The sequence below is a fragment of the Kribbella sp. C-35 genome, assembly GCF_046549195.1.
GTDB lineage: Bacteria > Actinomycetota > Actinomycetes > Propionibacteriales > Kribbellaceae > Kribbella.
Window position 1 is genome coordinate 117,028 of sequence record NZ_JAJPWG010000002.1, and the last position, 16,737, is coordinate 133,764.

Sequence of the window (16,737 nt, forward strand, 5' to 3'; positions counted from 1 at the left end):
TGACACGGCTGCTACCGAGCCAGGTGAACGCTGAGGGTTCCGTTCTTGAGCATCATCACACCGGGGAGCGGGCCGCGTTGCCCGGCGTACATGTCGGCGATGGGGGCGACCGTGAGGTAGAGGTTCTGGCCGGCCGGGACGTCGACCGCGATCGCGGGCAGCTCGATCGTCCGCCGTACGCCGCGCGCCGTGTACTTCTCGCGCAGCGGCATCGTGTTGTTCTGCACGACCTTCGCCGTCAGCGGGTTCTTGCCGACGCTCAGCGCGAAGTACGCCGCCGACCGCGGGATGACCGTGTAGACGTCGGCCGTCAGCGTGGGTGTGCCGGCGATGGTGATCGGTCCCTTCGCGATCGGCAGGTTGACGGGCAGACCGACACCGGTCGGCGCGACGATCTTGCCGAGCGGGTACCGCTTGTTCGGCGTCAGGTTCCGTTGCGTGAGGCAACGACCGTCGGCGGTCGACAGGTGGTACGTGCCGAAGTCGGTGAGACCCGTCGACTTGTGCAGGAGCTGCAGCTGCATGAAGCGGATCGACAGGCTGGAGAAGTTGGGTGATCCGAGCGCGATCGAGCACGGGTCACCGGCGGTCGCGTAGCCGGGCGGTACGACGCTGGGCAGCGTGTGACCGCCGTTGTACCCGACGAAGATCGACTTGGCCCGGGCCCGCGCGGTAAGCGCCCGGTCGAAGTTCGTGAACCCCTGGTTGAGGTTGAACAGGTTGTCGGAGATGCCCTGCCCGAACAGCACCGGGAGGTCGAGCTTGCGGCCCTGCTGCACGTGCCAGGCCGGCCCGTTGTGCGCGAAGAACGCGTCGAGATCGCGCCCGGCCTTCCCCACCGGCCAGGTACCGGTCGCGATCAGCGCCACGAAGGCGGCCGACACCGCGGGCGGCAGATGCGTGCCGCCGCCCGCGAACAGGATCGACAGCCACATCGTCCGGGCGGCCTCCTGCGGCGCGAGGCTCTGCTTGAGATCCCACCAGGTGATCTCCGGAGCGAGCGCGTCGAACCGGGTCCGCCCGCGGTCGCGAAGCTCGGTGAAGGCGCCGGCGAACTGGTACCCACCGCCGTACGACCCGCCGATAGCTCCGATCAACGGATCGCCGGGCCGTTGCTTCGTGACCCAGTCCAGGCCCGCGACCAGGTCGACGAGCTTCACCACGTCGCGGCCCTCGTAGTCAGGGTTCATCACATGCGCGACGCCGGTGCTCTGGCCGAAGCTGCGCTGGTCGAAGCTCAGTACGCCGAAGCCCGCGTCGAGCCACGCCTTGAATGCGGCCGGGTCCGTGGTCCGGCTGCCGCCCCACCCGTGGCTGTGGAAGATCAGCGGCACGGTGTGCTGCGCCGAGGCGGTCGCCGGTTTGAACAGCGAGTAGCAGATCCGTACGGGCGTCGTTGTACCAGGCTCTGGGACCGATGCGACACATCCGTTCGTCACCGTGCTCGAGGCGGCGGCCGGAACCACCGGAGACACGAGCAGTGCCACCACACCGAGCAGAGCAAGCACACGACGCATCAGTCACTCCAAGTGATCGACGGATCTCGCTTCGCACACGCTAGAGGACAGGTCTCCGGCTGACCAGAGTCCGGGCTCAGCCGTCGGCGAACCGATGGGCGAAACCTGCTCGGTCGCTGCGACACTGTGCGCGTGCATATCGCGATCGAGGTCGTGGCCCTCGTCGCCGTCGTCGCGGCGGTCGCCGCGCTGGCGCGACGGATAGGGATCTCGGCCCCTCTGCTGCTGGTGGTCATCGGGGTCGCCGCGTCGTACCTGCCGTTCATCCCGCGGGTCGAGCTCGAGCCCGAGGTCGTGCTGGTCGGTTTCCTGCCGCCGCTGCTCTACTCGGCGGCCATCAAGACCAGCCTGGTCGACTTCTCCAAGCACCGGCGGTCCATCGGGCTGCTGTCGGTCGGCCTGGTCGCGTTCACCGCGCTGGGCGTCGGCCTCGTCGCGTGGTGGCTGCTCGGTCAGGTGGCCGAGTCGATCGGTCAGGAACCGCTGCCGTTCTGGGCCGCGTTCGCGATCGGCGCCGTCGTCGCGCCGCCGGACGCGGTCGCCGCGACCGCGATCGCCAAACGGGTCGGCCTCCCCCGCCGCATCGTCACGATCCTCGAGGGCGAGAGCCTGATGAACGACGCGACCGCGCTGGTGTGCCTGCGGACGGCGATCGCTGCCGCTGTCGTCGCGCCGACGGTGTGGCACGTCGGCCTCGACTTCCTCCGGGCAGCCGCCGGCGGGGTGCTGGTCGGCATCGTCGTGACGATCGTGCTGGCCAAGATCCGCCGCCGGTTCACCGATCCGGTGCTGGACACCACGCTCAGCCTGACCGCGCCGTTCATCGCCTACATCGCGGCCGAGAACCATTACGTCCACGCGTCCGGCGTACTCGCGGTGGTCGTCACCGGCCTGCTCCTCGGCCACAAGGCTCCGATCATCCAGTCGGCGAAGTCGCGGATGTCGGAGCGGACCAACTGGCGGACGTTCCAGTTCCTGCTGGAGAACACGGTCTTCCTGCTGATCGGGCTGCAGACCCGGTGGATCCTCGACGACCTGAGGGAGAGCCCGCTGCCGGCGTGGCTGATCGCGACGACGACGGTCGCGGTATTCGTCGCGGTGATTCTCCTGCGGCCGATCTGGATCATCCCGACGACCATGCTGTCCCGCCGCGTTCTCGGGCCCTCGCGCCCCGGTCCGGTGTCGCGCCGGGCCTTGATCGTGGTGTCGTGGGCCGGGATGCGCGGCGTGGTCACGCTGGCCGCGGTCTTCACGCTGCCCGAGAACACGCCGCATCGTGAAGTCCTGGTGTTCATCGCCCTCGCCGTCACCGCGGGCACGTTGCTCGTCCAGGGCTCGACGCTGCCCTGGCTGGTACGCCGCCTGCGCCTGCCGGGGCCGGATCCGGCGGAGGATGCGTTGCAGGAGGCCGCCGTACTGCAGGGAGCTCATCGGGCCGCGATCGCGAAGCTCGACGAGATCTCGACGCCGACGGACCCGCCCGCGATTCTCGACGTACTGCGGCAGCGGGGTGAAGCGCGGGCGCAGGCTGCGTGGGAGCGGCTCGGGCGTCCGGAGACCGAGTACGAGACGCCGAGCGAGGCGTACCGGCGGCTGCGGATCGCGATGCTCGAGGCCGAGCGCGCGCACATCCTGAAGATCCGCGACGCCGGGCTGGTCGCCGACGAGGTGCTGCAGCGGGCGCAGAACGCGCTCGATATCGAGGAGTCGATCCTGGATCGCGACGAGGACGACGACGTCGGCGGGCGCTCCGAGGACCTGCGGCCGAAGACGACGGGTGGCGCGTGTGAGCACCTGGAGCAGGCGCCGGTGGTGGTCGCGCCGAACACGCCGGACGGCTGCGAGGAGTGCCTGGCCGACGGGGGTTCGTGGGTTCACCTGCGGTTGTGCCTGGGGTGCGGTCACGTCGGGTGCTGCGACTCGTCGGTGATGAAGCACGCCAGCAAGCACAATGCCGAGACCAAACACCCGGTGATGCGCAGCTTCGAGCCGGGCGAGACGTGGCGCTGGTGCTTCATCGACGAGAAACTGGGCTAATGGCGGATTGCTTGTTCTGCTCCATCATCGCGGGGACGACACCGGCGCAGATCGTGCTGGACACGCCGGACGTCGTCGGGTTCCTGGACGTGCGGCCGGTGTTCAAGGGCCACACGCTGATCGTGCCGCGGGAGCATGTACCGACGCTGGTCGAGCTGTCCGACGAGTTGACGGTGCCGCTGTTCGGAGCGGCCCGCTCGGTCGCGGCGGCGGTCCGTACGGCGTTCGACGCGCAGGGGTCGTTCGTTGCCGTCAACAACGTCGTGTCCCAGTCCGTGCCGCACCTGCACGTCCACGTCGTACCGCGCACCAAGGGCGACGGCCTCCGCGGCTTCTTCTGGCCACGAACCAAGTACGCCGACGACACCGAGGCGGAAGAGTACGCCGGGAAGCTACGCGCTGCTCTTGGTGACTAGCTCGTACTCCACCTGAGGCAGCGGGTTGCCGTCGCCGAAGTCGCGGGTTTGGGTGGCGCCGGTCTCGGTGAAGCCGCATTTGGTGTAGAAGCGGCGGGACTGCGGGGTGTCGCGGAGGGTCCAGAGGTGCACGTTGTCGTAGCCGTCGGCGCTTAGCTGCTGGAGGGTGGCGTCCATCAGGGCGACGGAGACGCCGCTCCCCCAGCCGTCGGGGTGCGTGTAGAAGCTGTGGATCTCGGCGAATCCGGCGCGACCCTCCGACGCCTCAGACCACGACATCGCCAACGGCCGTTCCCCGACAAACCCGAGCATCACCAGCCCTTGACCAGCCGCGAGCCGCGCATGCCACCTGGTCAGCCGACTCGCAATCCCTTCCTCCGCAACGTCCTCGGTAAAGAGCGGCGCATAGGCGGCACCCCACGACGCCGCATGCACCTCTCCAACAGCCGCACCGTCGGCCGACGTCGCAGGCCGCGCGGAGATGTCAGCGGACGGGTCGGTCAAGGCGGGTCTCCAGGGTGCTGAGGGCGCGTTCTACGGCGGCGCGGACGGTGTGCTCGGGGTCGTCTGCGAGAGCGCGGATCGCGGCGGCGTGTTCGTACTCGCCCGCGGCGCCGACTGCGCGAACGGCCGCCGTACGGACTCTTGGCAGTTCGTGGTCGAGCATCGGCAGGAGTGCGTCGACGAGTTGGCCGAGCTCGCGCTGCGCCGTGATCCGGGCGACGTGCTCCCGGACCCGCCAGGCAGGATCCTGCGCCGCGACCAGCAGCGCATCGACCACGTCGTCCCGCCACACGTACAGGAACACGCGAGCGGCCCACACCCGGATCCAGTAGTAGTTACCCGGATCAACAGGCGCCTTCCAGCCACCGGGATTCTCCGACCCGGTGATCGCCACCAGCTTCGGCAACTCGGCGCCGTACGCCGCCTCGCCCGAGATCGCCCCGCTCAGGAAGGCAACGGCCCAGTCGACCACGACATCCTCGCCGTACGTCGCACACGCCGCCCGCACAACCTCACGCGGCGACTCCCGATCGGCCATGAAATCAGTAAACCGCGGGCCACCGACAATTCCGGTGACCCGCGGCTACTGACCGTCAGTTGGCGATCAGTGAGCGCAGGACGTACTGCAGGATGCCGCCGTTGCGGTAGTAGTCGGCCTCGCCGGGGGTGTCGATGCGGACGACCGCGTCGAACTCCTTCACGCCGCCGTCGGGCGCGGTCACCGTGACGTGGACCGTGCGCGGGATCGCGCCGTCGTTCAGCGCGGTGACGCCGGTGATGTCGAAGGTCTCCTCGCCGGTGAGGCCGAGGGACTCCGCGTTCTCACCCTCCGGGTACTGCAGCGGCAGCACGCCCATGCCGATCAGGTTCGACCGGTGGATCCGCTCGAAGGACTCGGTGATGACGGCCTTCGCGCCGAGCAGCGCCGTACCCTTCGCGGCCCAGTCGCGCGACGATCCCGAGCCGTACTCCTTGCCTGCCAAGATCACCAGCGGGGTGCTCTCCGCTGCGTACGACTGCGCCGCGTCGTAAATCGTGGTGACCGGCGCGTCCTCCTTGGTGAAGTCGCGGGTGAAGCCGCCCTCGGTGCCCGGCGCGATCTGGTTGCGCAGCCGGATGTTCGCGAACGTGCCGCGGATCATCACCTCGTGGTTGCCCCGGCGGGAACCGTACGAGTTGAAGTCCTTGCGGTCCACACCGTGCTCCGCGAGGTATGTACCCGCGGGGCTGTCGGCCTTGATCGAACCGGCCGGGGAGATGTGGTCGGTGGTGACCGAGTCGCCCAGCTTGGCCAGCACGCGGGCGCCCGCGATGTCGGTGACCGGCGACGGGTCCTTCGCCATACCGTCGAAGTACGGAGGCTTCCGGACGTACGTCGACTCGCTGTCCCACGCGAACGTCTTGCCCTCGGGCGTCGGCAGCGACTGCCAGCGCTCGTCACCGGCGAACACGTCGGCGTAGTCCTTGGTGAACATCTCCTTGTTGATCGAGCTCGCGATGGTCCGCTCGACCTCGTCGGCGCTCGGCCAGATGTCCTTCAGGAACACGTCGTTCCCGTCGGTGTCCTTGCCCAGGGCATCGGTCTCGAAGTCGAAGTCCATGGTGCCGGCCAGCGCGTACGCGATCACCAGCGGCGGCGACGCGAGGTAGTTCATCTTCACGTCCGGGTTGATCCGGCCCTCGAAGTTCCGGTTGCCGGACAGCACACTCACAACAGCGAGGTCGGCTTCCTGCACTCCGGCCGAGACGGCCTCGGGCAGCGGACCCGAGTTGCCGATGCACGTCGTACAGCCGTAGCCGACCAGGTGGAAGCCGAGCTTCTCCAGGTACGGCGTGACGCCGGCCTTCTCGTAGTAGTCGGTGACGACCTTCGACCCGGGCGCGAGCGACGTCTTCACCCACGGCTTCGACGCCAGGCCCTTGTCGACCGCGTTCTTCGCCAGCAGCGCCGCGGCGAGCATGACAGACGGGTTCGAGGTGTTGGTGCAGGAGGTGATGGAGGCGATCACGACGTGGCCGTGGTCGAGCTCGACCTCCTGGCCGTCCATGCTGATCTTGGTCTTCTTCGACGGGCGGCCGTTGCCGCTGCCGTGCGGCACGTGCGGCTCGTCGTTGACGTTCCCGTGGCCGTTCGGCGCGTCACTGGCCGGGAAGCTCCCGGTCTCCGACGGGTCCACATCCAGCTCTTCGGTGGCGTAGTCGGTCAGCGCACCGCGGAAGCCTTCCTTGGCCTCGCTCAGCGCGACTCGGTCCTGCGGCCGCTTCGGGCCGGCGATCGACGGTACGACGGTCGACAGGTCGAGCTCGAGGTACTCGGAGAACCGCGGTTCGACGGACGGGTTGTGCCAGAGGCCCTGCTCCTTCGCGTACGCCTCGACCAGCGCGACGTCGTCGTCGGACCGGCCGGTCAGCCGCAGGTAGTCCAGCGTCACATCGTCGATCGGGAAGATCGCGCAGGTGGAGCCGAACTCCGGGCTCATGTTGCCGATCGTGGCGCGGTTCGCCAGCGGGACCGCCGCGACGCCGTCGCCGTAGAACTCGACGAACTTGCCGACCACACCGTGCTTGCGCAGCATCTGGGTGATCGTCAGCACCACGTCGGTCGCGGTCGCGCCGGCCGGGACCGACCCGGTCAGCCTGAAGCCGACGACCTTCGGGATCAGCATCGACACCGGCTGGCCGAGCATCGCGGCCTCGGCCTCGATACCGCCGACGCCCCAGCCGAGCACGCCGAGGCCGTTCACCATCGTGGTGTGGCTGTCGGTGCCGACGCAGGTGTCCGGGTACGCCTGGCCGTTGCGGACCATGACCGTACGGGCGAGGTGCTCGATGTTCACCTGGTGCACGATGCCGGTGCCCGGCGGGACGACCTTGAACTCGTCGAACGCGGTCTGGCCCCAGCGGAGGAACTGGTACCGCTCGCGGTTCCGCCCGTACTCGAACTCGACGTTGCGCTCGAACGCGTCCGGCGTACCGAACACGTCGATGATGACCGAGTGGTCGATGACGAGCTCGGCCGGCGCCAGCGGGTTGATCTTGGTCGGGTCACCGCCGAGCTCGCCGACCGCCTCGCGCATCGTGGCCAGGTCGACCACGCACGGGACGCCGGTGAAGTCCTGCATGATCACCCGGGCCGGGGTGAACTGGATCTCGGTGTCCGGGGCCGCGTTCTGGTCCCAGTTGCCGAGCTTGGTGATGTGCTCGGCGGTGATGTTCGCGCCGTCCTCGGTGCGCAGCAGGTTCTCCAGCAGGACCTTCAGCGAGTACGGCAGCGTGTCCGCACCCTCGATGCCCGCCAACCTGAAGATCTCGTACGACTGCCCGTTGACCTCGAGTGCACCCTTGGCACCGAAGCTGTCGACGCTCGCCATCAACCTGCTCCTCTGTCCAGTCCGTGTCCGCACTGCATCTATTCGCTCATGGCCATCCTGCCGAGCACCCGGCCCGGCCGGGAGGTCAGGTTCCCCTAACCTCCCGCCAAAAACTCTCTCGACATCAAGATACACGACATCGAGCCAACTTTTCGGACGATCAGGAAACCTGTGGAAGAACTTCCGCCGCGATCAGGTCGAGGTGGTCGAGGTCCTGCAGATCCATGATCTGGACGTAGTGACGCTGCGATCCCACCGCGGCGAACCGGCCCAGCCGGTCCACGACCTCGGCCGGCGTCCCCGCGACGGCGTTCGCCTTGAGGTCCTCGACGTCGCGCCCGATCGCCTCGGCCCGCTGCTTCACCTCGGCGTCGTCCTTGCCGACCACCACGGTGTGCGCGGTGGACAGCGCGAGCGTCTTCGGGTCGCGGCCGATCGCCGTACAGGCCGCCTGGACGCGCTTGAAGAGTGTCTCGGTCAGCTCGACGCTGCGGAAGCCGGCGTTGAACTCGGCGGCGTACTTCGCGGCGAGCTCCGGCGTACGCTTCTTGCCCGCGCCGCCGACGATGATCGGCGGGTGCGGCTGCTGGACCGGCTTCGGCAGCGCCGGCGAGTCGCTGATCTGGTAGTGCTCGCCCTGGAAGTCGTACTTCTCCCCCACCGGGGTGTCCCAGAGGCCGGTGATCAGTTCGAGCTGTTCGGTGAGGAGGTCGAAGCGGCCTGGGGTGTCGGGGAAGTCGAGGCCGTATGCCTTGTGCTCGGCTTCGTACCAGCCGGCGCCGAGTCCGAGTTCGGCGCGGCCGCCGCTCATCTGGTCGACCTGGGCGACCGAGATCGCCAGTACGCCGGGGTTGCGGAAGGTCGCGGAGCTGACCAGCGTGCCGAGCTTGATCCGCTTGGTCTCACGGGCCAGGCCGGCCAGCGTGATCCACGAATCGGTCGGGCCCGGGAGGCCGTCGTTGTCGCCCATGACGAGGTAGTGGTCGGAGCGGAAGAACGCGTCGAACCCGTTCTCCTCCGTCTTGCGGGCGACCGCGAGAAGGTCGTCGTACGAGGCGCCCTGCTGAGGTTCGGTGAAGATCCTGAGAAGCATGGCGCCAACGCTATCTCGCGTTGGTGTACAGCTTCTCCAGGTACGACGGCTGCCATTCGGCACCGCGGTTGTACAGCCGGCGGACCAGCTCGTTCGGGTCGAAGCGTTCCTCGACCGGGTTGTCCCACCAGTCAGGCACCTGGTCGTACCACCGGTCGATCCGCAGCGTCCGTCCGGCCGCGTCGATCCGCGCGAACAGCCAGCCGCCTTGCTCACCTTGCGCTTCGGTCAGCCAGAGGTCGCCGAGCAGACCACTGAGCTTGTCGGCGGCGAAATCCGGGTCGTCCACGTCCGGCGGCTCCAAGTCGAACCGGTACGACGGCGCACCCGGGTCGAGCACCTGCACCTGGATCGTGAACCCCGACGGCACAATCGCCGTCCGCGCCCGGCACCAGTCGTGCAACGCCCGCACCGCAGCCGACTCCTCCGGCTTCGGTCGAGGCCGCTCGATCTCGGCCCGCATCGCCTCCTCGAGCGACCCAGCCTCCGGCACGAGCCGAGGCCCGCCACCTCCCACCAGGCCCAACCCAGCCACGAGCATCCCGCCAAGAGCCGCCCCGTTCACCGGCTCGTCCACCACGGGCACGAAACCCGTCGGCATGTCGTCGTCCGGGTCGCTCGCTCCACCGGCGCCCGGGACCATCTCCCAACCACCCGCGAGCGCCGCCGCGTGCTCCCCGGGAGCGGTTCCCGGCTGAGGCTCGGGGCTCGGGACCTGGTCGGGCTCGACGTGCGGCGCGGACCAGGGCTCCGGCTCCGGTGCGGGAGCCTGCTCGGGTGCGGGCGCGGGCTCGGGCGTCGGTTCCGGCTGCTGCGGCTCGGGCTCCGGGAAGGCCTGCGGCTCGGGCTCCGGCATCGGTTCCGGCTCGGGCTGCGGGAACGGCTCCGGCTCAGGCTGCGGGAACGGCTCGGGCTGCGGGAACGGCTCGGGCTCGGGCTCGGGCAGCGGCTCCGGAAGGGGCTCGGGGTCCGGGAAGGGCGCAGGGTCGGGCGTCGGGCCGGGGAACGGATCGGGTGCCGGGGTGGGGTGTGGGTCGGGGGCGGGGTGTGGGGTCGGCTCGGGGGCGGGTGGGGTGGGCTCGGGCCAAGGTGCTGGGTGGGGCTCTGGCTGCGGCCACGGTTCCGGCTGGGGTTTGGGTTGCGGCCAGGGCTCTGGTTGAGGGTGAGGCTCTACTTGAGCTTGAACCTCGTACTCCTGCACGCCCTCCTCAGCCGACTGCAGGTCGTCGGTTACCGCGGGGATTTCGGCAGTCTGGTCGTCGTCTGCGTCCGCGAACTCGGCTACCTGGGGCGCCGGTTCGGGAGCGGGGGCGAACGGGGACGGGCCGGTGAAGGACGCCGGTTCCTCTTCCTCGTCGACCGGAGCCGAATCCAGTACTGCTTCGATCTCGGCAGTAGGTGCGTCGTCGTCCTCGACGTCCGCCACCGGGTTCGCTGGAGCCGAACTGGCGGGGTCTTCTACCCACTCGCCGTTGATCCAGGCGGGGCCGGTCCACGCCGGGTCCGGCGCGGGCTCAGGGAAGGGGTTGTACGCGCTGGTGGCTTCCTGGTCGGACCAGGACGACTGCTCAGCGGTCTCCCAGTCCTGATCCGCCGCGGGGGCCGCGCTCGCGGGGGCGTCGGCAAAGAGGCTGTTGTAGAAGTCGTCACCTTCGTACACCCCACCACCAACGCGCGGCGGCTCGGACGACGGCAGCGTCCGTTCGTACGCATGAGACGTCGGGAGGCCAGGCCCGGAGACGTTCTCCGGGATGTACGTGCCAGGCGCAGGCCCGGCCGGCGCGTACGGCGGTGGGTCGGCGATCGGCTGGCCGGTGAAGGGGCTGATGCCGGGTGGGACGACGTACGACTCCTCGTCGTCTCCTGGCGGGTTGTCTCCGATCACGGGATCTTCAACGACCGAGACCTCGGCCGTGTCAGGGTCTGTGGCGAAACTTGCCGGTTCTGCAACGTTTCGGGTGAAGTCCTCCGCCGCGCTGACGCCGGCAGGCAGGTCCGGTTGCACCGGTGACCGCGGGTCGATCCCGAACTGCCCGAAGAACGCCGCGAGCGCCGAACCCGAGATCCCGGGCCCGGCCGCGGCCCGGATCAGCTCCACGCCGTACGGACGGAGTTCGTCCAGGCCGCCGAGGTAGTCGCACCATTCCGCGACCCACTCGACCATCTCGCCGGCGGCCGCCTCGTCCGAGGTGATCCACTCCCCGATCGGCGTGAATCCGTCGTCGACCGGCTGCCACGGGTCCCCTGGGTACGACGCGCGCGCCCAGCTCCCGTTGAACGCGCCGTACACGAACCCCAGCTCGCCCGCCGTCTGGCGCTGCCGCACCTCCGGCTGCCCGATCCACTCCGGCGACCCGGCGAGCAGGTCCTCGCCGGCGGTCTGACTGTGCTGCGTGTGGAAGCCCCACAGCACCGCCCGCCCGTCCTCCAGGCGCGCCATCCGCAGCACGGACGCGCTCTCGTCCTGGTGGTGGTACCCGTCGGCGTCGGCGTACCAGCGCCGGTCGAAGCCCGTGGCGTGCGCGACCGCGGCGAGTGCGCTCCAGCGGGCGCGCAACTCCTCCGGGTCGTCCAGGTCAACGAGCGGCATCAGGTCTCCAAGCGCATTTGGATCCAGGCCCAGACGCTACCCGAGGCCTCCGGGACTGGCCACTTCACTGTCCACAGGCTCGAGGATGGCCACGCATTCGATGTGGTGGGTCATTCCGAAGAGGTCGAAGGCGCGCAGGGACGCGATCCCGTACCCGAGACGTCCGAACGTCTTCAGGTCCCGGGCCAGCGCCGCCGGGTCGCAGGCGACGTACGCCACCCGCCGCGGTCCGAGCGCCGCGATCCGCCGTACGACGTCCTTCCCGGCCCCGGTCCGTGGCGGGTCCAGGACGACGAGGTCCACGTGCTCCAGGCCCTGGCCGGCCGCCGCGTTCAGGACCCGGTCGACGTCGCCGTTCTCCAGTGTCACGCCGTCCAGGTCGTGCAGGTTCCGCCGGGCGTTCCGGACCGCGTCCTTGTCGCCCTCGATCGCCAGCACGGGGCAACCGGCCTCGGCCAGGAACGCCGCGAACAGTCCGACCCCCGAGTACAGGTCGAGCGCGGTCTCACCAGCAGCAGGCTCCAGCCCACTCAGTACGGCGTTCACCAGCGTCTCCGGCGCCGCCGGGTGGACCTGCCAGAACCCACCGGCCTCCACCAGGAACCGCCGGTCACGCACCACCTCGACCAGCCGCTCCCCCGGGTCCTGGTCGGTCAGGACGGCGCTCTTGCCCTCGGAGGACACCACCGCCTGTACCGACGACACGCCCGGCCACCGTGAGCTCAGCACGTCCGGCGTCCCCGGGTGCGCGAGCAGGCACTGGTCGATCGGGATCAGGTCGTGGGAGCGGTGCGCGTACATACCGGGCCGCTCGTCCACGACGGCGTACCGCATCCGCGTCCGCCAGCCCAGCCCGTCGTCACCGGGCGACTCCATCACGATGGTCCGCTCGATCCCGCCGATCCGCCGGAGCGTGTCCGACACGACCGTCGCCTTCAGCCGCCGCTGCTCGACGATGTTGGCGTGCTGGAAGTCACACCCGCCGCAGAGCCCCGGACCGGCATACGGGCACGGCGGCTCGATCCGTTGCGGGGACGGCGTGAGCACCTGGACCGCGTCGGCCCGCAGGTACTTCGCTGTCTGTTCCGTGATCCGGGCGTGCACCAGCTCCCCCGGCAGCGCGTGCCGGACGAACACCACCTGTCCCTCGTGCCGGGCGACACAGTGTCCCCCGTGCGCGACTGGACCTACCTCCAGCTCGACTACCGCCCCAACCAGACTGTTCTCGTCTGTCACCGATCTCCTGACGCCTTGCGGGCACCGCGCCGTACCTGGCCGGCCACCCGTTCCACCCGGTCCTGCCGTTCCTCGGCCCCCTGCGACGAGAGCAGCTGGTAAGGAACCGACGTAACCATGACACCAGGTGTAAACAAGAGGCGCCCCTTGAGCCGCAGGGCACTCTGGTTGTGCAGGATGTGCTCCCACCAGTGCCCGACGACGTACTCGGGGATGTAGACCATCACCACGTCCCGCGGCGACTGCCGCCGGATGTCCCGCACGTACTGCAGGATCGGCCGGGTGATTTCCCGGTACGGCGAGGCGAGCCGCTTCAACGGGATCGGGATGCCCTTGGCGTCCCACTCGGCCTGCAGGGCGTCCGACTCGTCCCGGTCGACGTCGACGGTGACCGCCTCGAGCTGGTAGGGCCGGGCCGCCTTCGCGAAGGCCAGCGCTCGCAGCGTCGGCTTGTGCAGCTTGGAGACCAGCACGATCGAGTGCACCCGGGACGGCAGCATCAGCGGCTCGTCGCCCTCGGCCGCCATCTGCCGGCGGACTGTCTCGTAATGCCGGTGGATGCCCTTCATCAGCAGGAACAGCACGGCCATCGCGATGATCGCGATGTACGCGCCGAGCAGGAACTTGGTGATCAGCACGATCACCAGCACGGTGCCCGTCAGCGTCAGGCCGATCGCGTTGATCACCCGGGACCGGACCATCCGGGCCCGCTTGCCCGGGTCCCGCTCGTCGCGCAGCAGCCGGGTCCAGTGCCGGACCATGCCGATCTGGCTGATCGTGAACGAGACGAACACGCCGACGATGTAGAGCTGGATCAGCCGGGTCACCTCGGCGTTGAACGAGACGATCAGCACGATCGCGAAGCCGGCCAGGATGACGATGCCGTTGCTGAACGCCAGCCGGTCGCCGCGGGTGTGCAGCTGCCGCGGCAGGTACCCGTCGCGGGCCAGGATCGAGCCGAGCACCGGGAACCCGTTGAACGCGGTGTTCGCGGCCAGCACCAGGATCACGCCGGTCGCGGCGGCGACCAGGTAGAAGCCGGGCGAGAAGTGGTCGAAGATGCCCTTGGCGAGCTGGCCGATCACCGGGTCCTGGTGGTATCCGTCGCCGACCGGCACCCCGTCGCGGAGCAGCTGGGTCCCGGGGTCCTCGGCAAAGCGGACCTTCATGACGTTCGCCAGCGTCACGACGCTGACCACCATCGCGATCGAGATGCTGCCGAGCAGCGCCAGCGTGGTCGCGGCGTTCCGGCTCTTCGGCTTCTTGAACGCCGGTACGCCGTTGCTGATCGCCTCGACACCGGTCAGCGCGGCACACCCGGACGAGAACGCTCGCAGGATCAGGAACGCCATCGCGATCCCGCTCGCGCCGTGCGCGAACTGGTCCTCGGCCGCGATGTCGAGGCCGGAGCTCGACGCGTCCGGCAGGTGCCCGAACAGCAACCGGCCGAAGCCCCAGGCCGCCATCCCGAGGATCGTGAACATGAAAATGTACGTCGGGATCGCGAACGCGGCCCCCGACTCGCGCACGCCCCGCAGGTTCATCGTGGTCAGGAAGAGCACCGCGATCACCGCCGCGGTGACCTGATGCCCTTCCAGCGCCGGGATCGCCGAGGCGGCGTACTGCGCGGCCGACGAGATCGACACCGCCACGGTGAGGACGTAGTCGACCATCAGCGCGCTCGCCACCGTCAGGCCCGCGGTCGGGCCGAGGTTGACGTTGGCGACCTCGTAATCGCCGCCGCCGGACGGGTAGGCGTGCACGTTCTGCCGGTACGACAGCACGACGACGACCAGCACCACCGCGACCGCGAGCGAGATCTTCCAGGAGATCGTCAGCGCCGCGAGTCCGGCGATCGACAGGGTCAGGAAGATTTCGTCGGGGGCGTAAGCGACCGACGACAGCGCGTCGCTCGCGAACACCGGGAGGGCGATGCGCTTCGGCAGCAGGGTCTCACCCAGCTGAGTGCTGCGCAGTTTGCGTCCGAGCAGCAGCCGTTTGCCGATATCGCCTAGAGCGGGAGTCACACCGGTGATGTTAGAGGGCCCCCAGTTCCGGTGTAGCGTCTATCCCTGCCGAACCGAGCCAGCCGCCCGCCACGGGGCAGGGAGTGATCAGCGAGTGCACGTCGTCATCATGGGCTGCGGCCGCGTCGGGTCGATGCTCGCCCGCGGTCTGGAGAAACGCGGCCACACGGTCGCGATCATCGACCAGTCGGCCGACGCGTTCCGCCGGCTGAGCCCCGCGTTCACCGGGCGGACCATCGTCGGGATGGGCTTCGACCGTGAGGTGCTGACCGAGGCCGGGATCGAGGATGCCGAGGCGTTCGCCGCGGTGTCGAACGGCGACAACTCGAACATCCTGGCCGCCCGGGTGGCCCGCGAGACGTTCGGGATCAACAACGTGGTGGCCCGGATCTACGACCCGGGCCGCGCCGAGGTGTACCAGCGGCTCGGCATCCCCACGGTCGGCACCGTCCGCTGGACCGTCGACCAGATGATGCGCCGGCTGCTACCCGAGGGCTCCGAGCCGGAGTGGCGCGACCCGTCCGCCACCGTCCGCCTGGCCGAGGTGCATGTCCACGCGGACTGGATCGGCCGGCCCGCGTTCGACATCGAGAAGGCGACCGGCGCCCGAGTCGCGTTCCTGACCCGGCTCGGCGAAGGTGTGCTGCCCCGGGCCGATACGGTTATCCAGGAGGGTGACCTGGTCCACGTGGTGATGCTGGAGCGGGACGTCGCAGCGGTCGAGGCCCAGCTCGGCACCAAACCTGAAGAGGCCTGAGGAGCTGTGATGCGGGTAGCCATCGCGGGAGCCGGCAACGTAGGGCGTTCGATCGCCGGCGAACTGCTGGAGAACGGCCACGAGGTCCTGCTGATCGACAAGGACCCCCGGGCCATCAAGGCCGAGTCAGTGCCGCGCGCCGAGTGGCTGCTGGCCGACGCCTGCGAGCTGTCCTCGCTCGAGGAGGCCGCGCTGCAGCGGTGCCAGGTCGCGATCGCCAGTACCGGCGATGACAAGGTCAACCTGGTCGTCTCGCTGCTCGCCAAGACCGAGTTCGGCGTACCCCGGACCGTTGCCCGGGTCAACCACCCGCGCAACGAGTGGATGTTCAACGAGGCCTGGGGCGTGGACGTGTCGGTGTCCACCCCGCGGATCATGTCCGCGCTGGTCGAGGAGGCGGTGTCGGTCGGCGACCTGGTCCGGCTGTTCACCTTCCGCCAGGGCGACGCGAACCTGGTCGAGCTGACACTGCCCGAGGACTCCCCGATGATCGGTCAGCGGGTCGGCGACGTCGACTGGCCGCTGGACACCGCCCTGGTCGTCATCCTCCGCGAAGGCCGCGTCCTGCGCCCGGACCCGGAGGGCACGCTCGAACTCAACGACGAGCTCCTCTTCGTCGCCGCCGACGAAACCGAGGAACAACTCGAAGACATGCTCTCGCCCCACCACCGCAAGTCGGAGTCTCCCGGGCAGTAGCTGGGAGCGCGTCCTAGGGTTGCGGGATGGTGCAGATCCGGCAGTTCCAGGTCAACCTGTTCTGCGACGACGTGGACAGGTGCCTCGCGTTCTACAACCGCCTCGGCCTGACAGAGGCGTTTCGGGCACCCGCCACTGGGCCCGTCGCGCATGTGGAGGTCGAGGCGGCCGGCGTTCGCATCGGGTTGACCTCGGCGCACGTCGCCAACGAACTCGTCGACCTAGGCGTCGAGCCGACCGACCGCCCCGCCACAGAGATCGTGTTCTGGTGCGACGACGTGGACGCCATGTACACCCTCGCCCTCGTAGCAGGCGCCACCCCCGTCGTAGCACCAACCAACTCCCCGGACGGCCGACTGCGCTACGCCTGGGTACGCGACCCCAACGCCCACCAACTCAAATTCGTCCAGCCCCACTCGTAACCCCGACTCACAGCTCCGGCTCCGGATCGGGAGCCGGCTTGCCAATGCCGCCCGCTCACAACGCGGACCAG

The 16,737-nt window shown here is 69.2% G+C and carries 13 protein-coding genes; 5 read left to right on the forward strand and 8 right to left on the reverse strand.

Annotation, left to right across the window (positions count from 1 at the left end; translation table 11 throughout):
• Window positions 1–11: 11 nt before the first annotated feature.
• The gene (locus ACLJOO_RS13290) at window positions 12–1,517 is read right to left on the reverse strand and encodes a CocE/NonD family hydrolase (RefSeq protein WP_410787284.1); all 1,506 of its coding nucleotides are present in this window, start codon (window positions 1,515–1,517) and stop codon (window positions 12–14) included.
• Window positions 1,518–1,649: 132 nt separating this feature from the next.
• Between ACLJOO_RS13290 and ACLJOO_RS13295 the strand changes: the two genes are divergently transcribed.
• Both ACLJOO_RS13295 and ACLJOO_RS13300 read left to right on the forward strand, forming a co-directional pair.
• On the forward strand, window positions 1,650–3,554 hold the full coding sequence (locus ACLJOO_RS13295) for a Na+/H+ antiporter (protein WP_410787285.1): 1,905 nt from the start codon (window positions 1,650–1,652) through the stop codon (window positions 3,552–3,554).
• Window positions 3,554–3,970, forward strand: a complete 417-nt coding sequence (locus ACLJOO_RS13300) for an HIT family protein (RefSeq protein ID WP_410787286.1) — start codon at window positions 3,554–3,556, stop codon at window positions 3,968–3,970. Before ACLJOO_RS13295 ends, ACLJOO_RS13300 begins: the two co-directional genes overlap by 1 nt.
• On the opposite strand, the gene ACLJOO_RS13305 is transcribed toward ACLJOO_RS13300, so the two are convergent.
• The 7 genes from ACLJOO_RS13305 to ACLJOO_RS13335 all read right to left on the reverse strand — a co-directional run bounded on the left by ACLJOO_RS13305 (window position 3,947) and on the right by ACLJOO_RS13335 (window position 14,791).
• Window positions 3,947–4,474 carry a GNAT family N-acetyltransferase gene (locus ACLJOO_RS13305; protein WP_410787287.1) on the reverse strand — a complete coding sequence of 176 codons (528 nt, stop codon included), beginning with the start codon at window positions 4,472–4,474 and terminating at the stop codon, window positions 3,947–3,949. The genes ACLJOO_RS13300 and ACLJOO_RS13305 overlap by 24 nt on opposite strands.
• Complete coding sequence (locus ACLJOO_RS13310) at window positions 4,455–5,012, reverse strand: HEAT repeat domain-containing protein (protein ID WP_410787288.1); 558 nt, start codon at window positions 5,010–5,012, stop codon at window positions 4,455–4,457. The genes ACLJOO_RS13305 and ACLJOO_RS13310 overlap by 20 nt, the downstream gene beginning before the upstream one ends.
• 55 nt (window positions 5,013–5,067) lie before the next feature.
• Window positions 5,068–7,845, reverse strand: a complete 2,778-nt coding sequence (gene acnA / locus ACLJOO_RS13315) for an aconitate hydratase AcnA (RefSeq protein WP_410787289.1) — start codon at window positions 7,843–7,845, stop codon at window positions 5,068–5,070.
• A gap of 160 nt (window positions 7,846–8,005) precedes the next feature.
• The gene (locus ACLJOO_RS13320) at window positions 8,006–8,938 is read right to left on the reverse strand and encodes an LLM class F420-dependent oxidoreductase (RefSeq protein ID WP_410787290.1); all 933 of its coding nucleotides are present in this window, start codon (window positions 8,936–8,938) and stop codon (window positions 8,006–8,008) included.
• A 10-nt stretch (window positions 8,939–8,948) separates the two neighbouring features.
• Window positions 8,949–11,528 (reverse strand): hypothetical protein, encoded by a 2,580-nt coding sequence (locus tag ACLJOO_RS13325; protein ID WP_410787291.1) that lies wholly within the window; start codon window positions 11,526–11,528, stop codon window positions 8,949–8,951.
• Window positions 11,529–11,564: 36 nt separating this feature from the next.
• Window positions 11,565–12,764: a class I SAM-dependent RNA methyltransferase gene (locus ACLJOO_RS13330; RefSeq protein ID WP_410787292.1), complete on the reverse strand. Its 1,200-nt coding sequence runs from the start codon at window positions 12,762–12,764 to the stop codon at window positions 11,565–11,567.
• A complete protein-coding gene (locus tag ACLJOO_RS13335) occupies window positions 12,761–14,791 on the reverse strand; it encodes an APC family permease (protein ID WP_410787294.1) in 2,031 nt (676 codons plus the stop codon). The genes ACLJOO_RS13330 and ACLJOO_RS13335 overlap by 4 nt, the downstream gene beginning before the upstream one ends.
• 94 nt (window positions 14,792–14,885) lie before the next feature.
• Between ACLJOO_RS13335 and ACLJOO_RS13340 the strand changes: the two genes are divergently transcribed.
• From ACLJOO_RS13340 to ACLJOO_RS13350, 3 genes are read left to right on the forward strand one after another with little or no spacing between them, the layout of a single operon-like run.
• Complete coding sequence (locus tag ACLJOO_RS13340; protein ID WP_410787295.1) at window positions 14,886–15,548, forward strand: potassium channel family protein; 663 nt, start codon at window positions 14,886–14,888, stop codon at window positions 15,546–15,548.
• Window positions 15,549–15,557: 9 nt separating this feature from the next.
• A complete protein-coding gene (locus tag ACLJOO_RS13345) occupies window positions 15,558–16,244 on the forward strand; it encodes a potassium channel family protein (RefSeq protein ID WP_410787297.1) in 687 nt (228 codons plus the stop codon).
• A 26-nt stretch (window positions 16,245–16,270) separates the two neighbouring features.
• Window positions 16,271–16,666 (forward strand): VOC family protein, encoded by a 396-nt coding sequence (locus ACLJOO_RS13350; RefSeq protein ID WP_410787299.1) that lies wholly within the window; start codon window positions 16,271–16,273, stop codon window positions 16,664–16,666.
• Window positions 16,667–16,737: the final 71 nt, after the last annotated feature.

Coding starts and splice junctions, on each gene's coding strand:
- ACLJOO_RS13310 (WP_410787288.1), bottom strand. CDS start 5,012: ATGGCCGATCGGGAGTCGCCGCGTGAGGTTGTGCGGGCGGCGTGTGCG.
- ACLJOO_RS13345 (WP_410787297.1), top strand. CDS start 15,558: ATGCGGGTAGCCATCGCGGGAGCCGGCAACGTAGGGCGTTCGATCGCC.
- ACLJOO_RS13290 (WP_410787284.1), bottom strand. CDS start 1,517: ATGCGTCGTGTGCTTGCTCTGCTCGGTGTGGTGGCACTGCTCGTGTCT.
- acnA (WP_410787289.1), bottom strand. CDS start 7,845: ATGGCGAGCGTCGACAGCTTCGGTGCCAAGGGTGCACTCGAGGTCAAC.
- ACLJOO_RS13350 (WP_410787299.1), top strand. CDS start 16,271: ATGGTGCAGATCCGGCAGTTCCAGGTCAACCTGTTCTGCGACGACGTG.
- ACLJOO_RS13320 (WP_410787290.1), bottom strand. CDS start 8,938: ATGCTTCTCAGGATCTTCACCGAACCTCAGCAGGGCGCCTCGTACGAC.
- ACLJOO_RS13325 (WP_410787291.1), bottom strand. CDS start 11,528: ATGCCGCTCGTTGACCTGGACGACCCGGAGGAGTTGCGCGCCCGCTGG.
- ACLJOO_RS13300 (WP_410787286.1), top strand. CDS start 3,554: ATGGCGGATTGCTTGTTCTGCTCCATCATCGCGGGGACGACACCGGCG.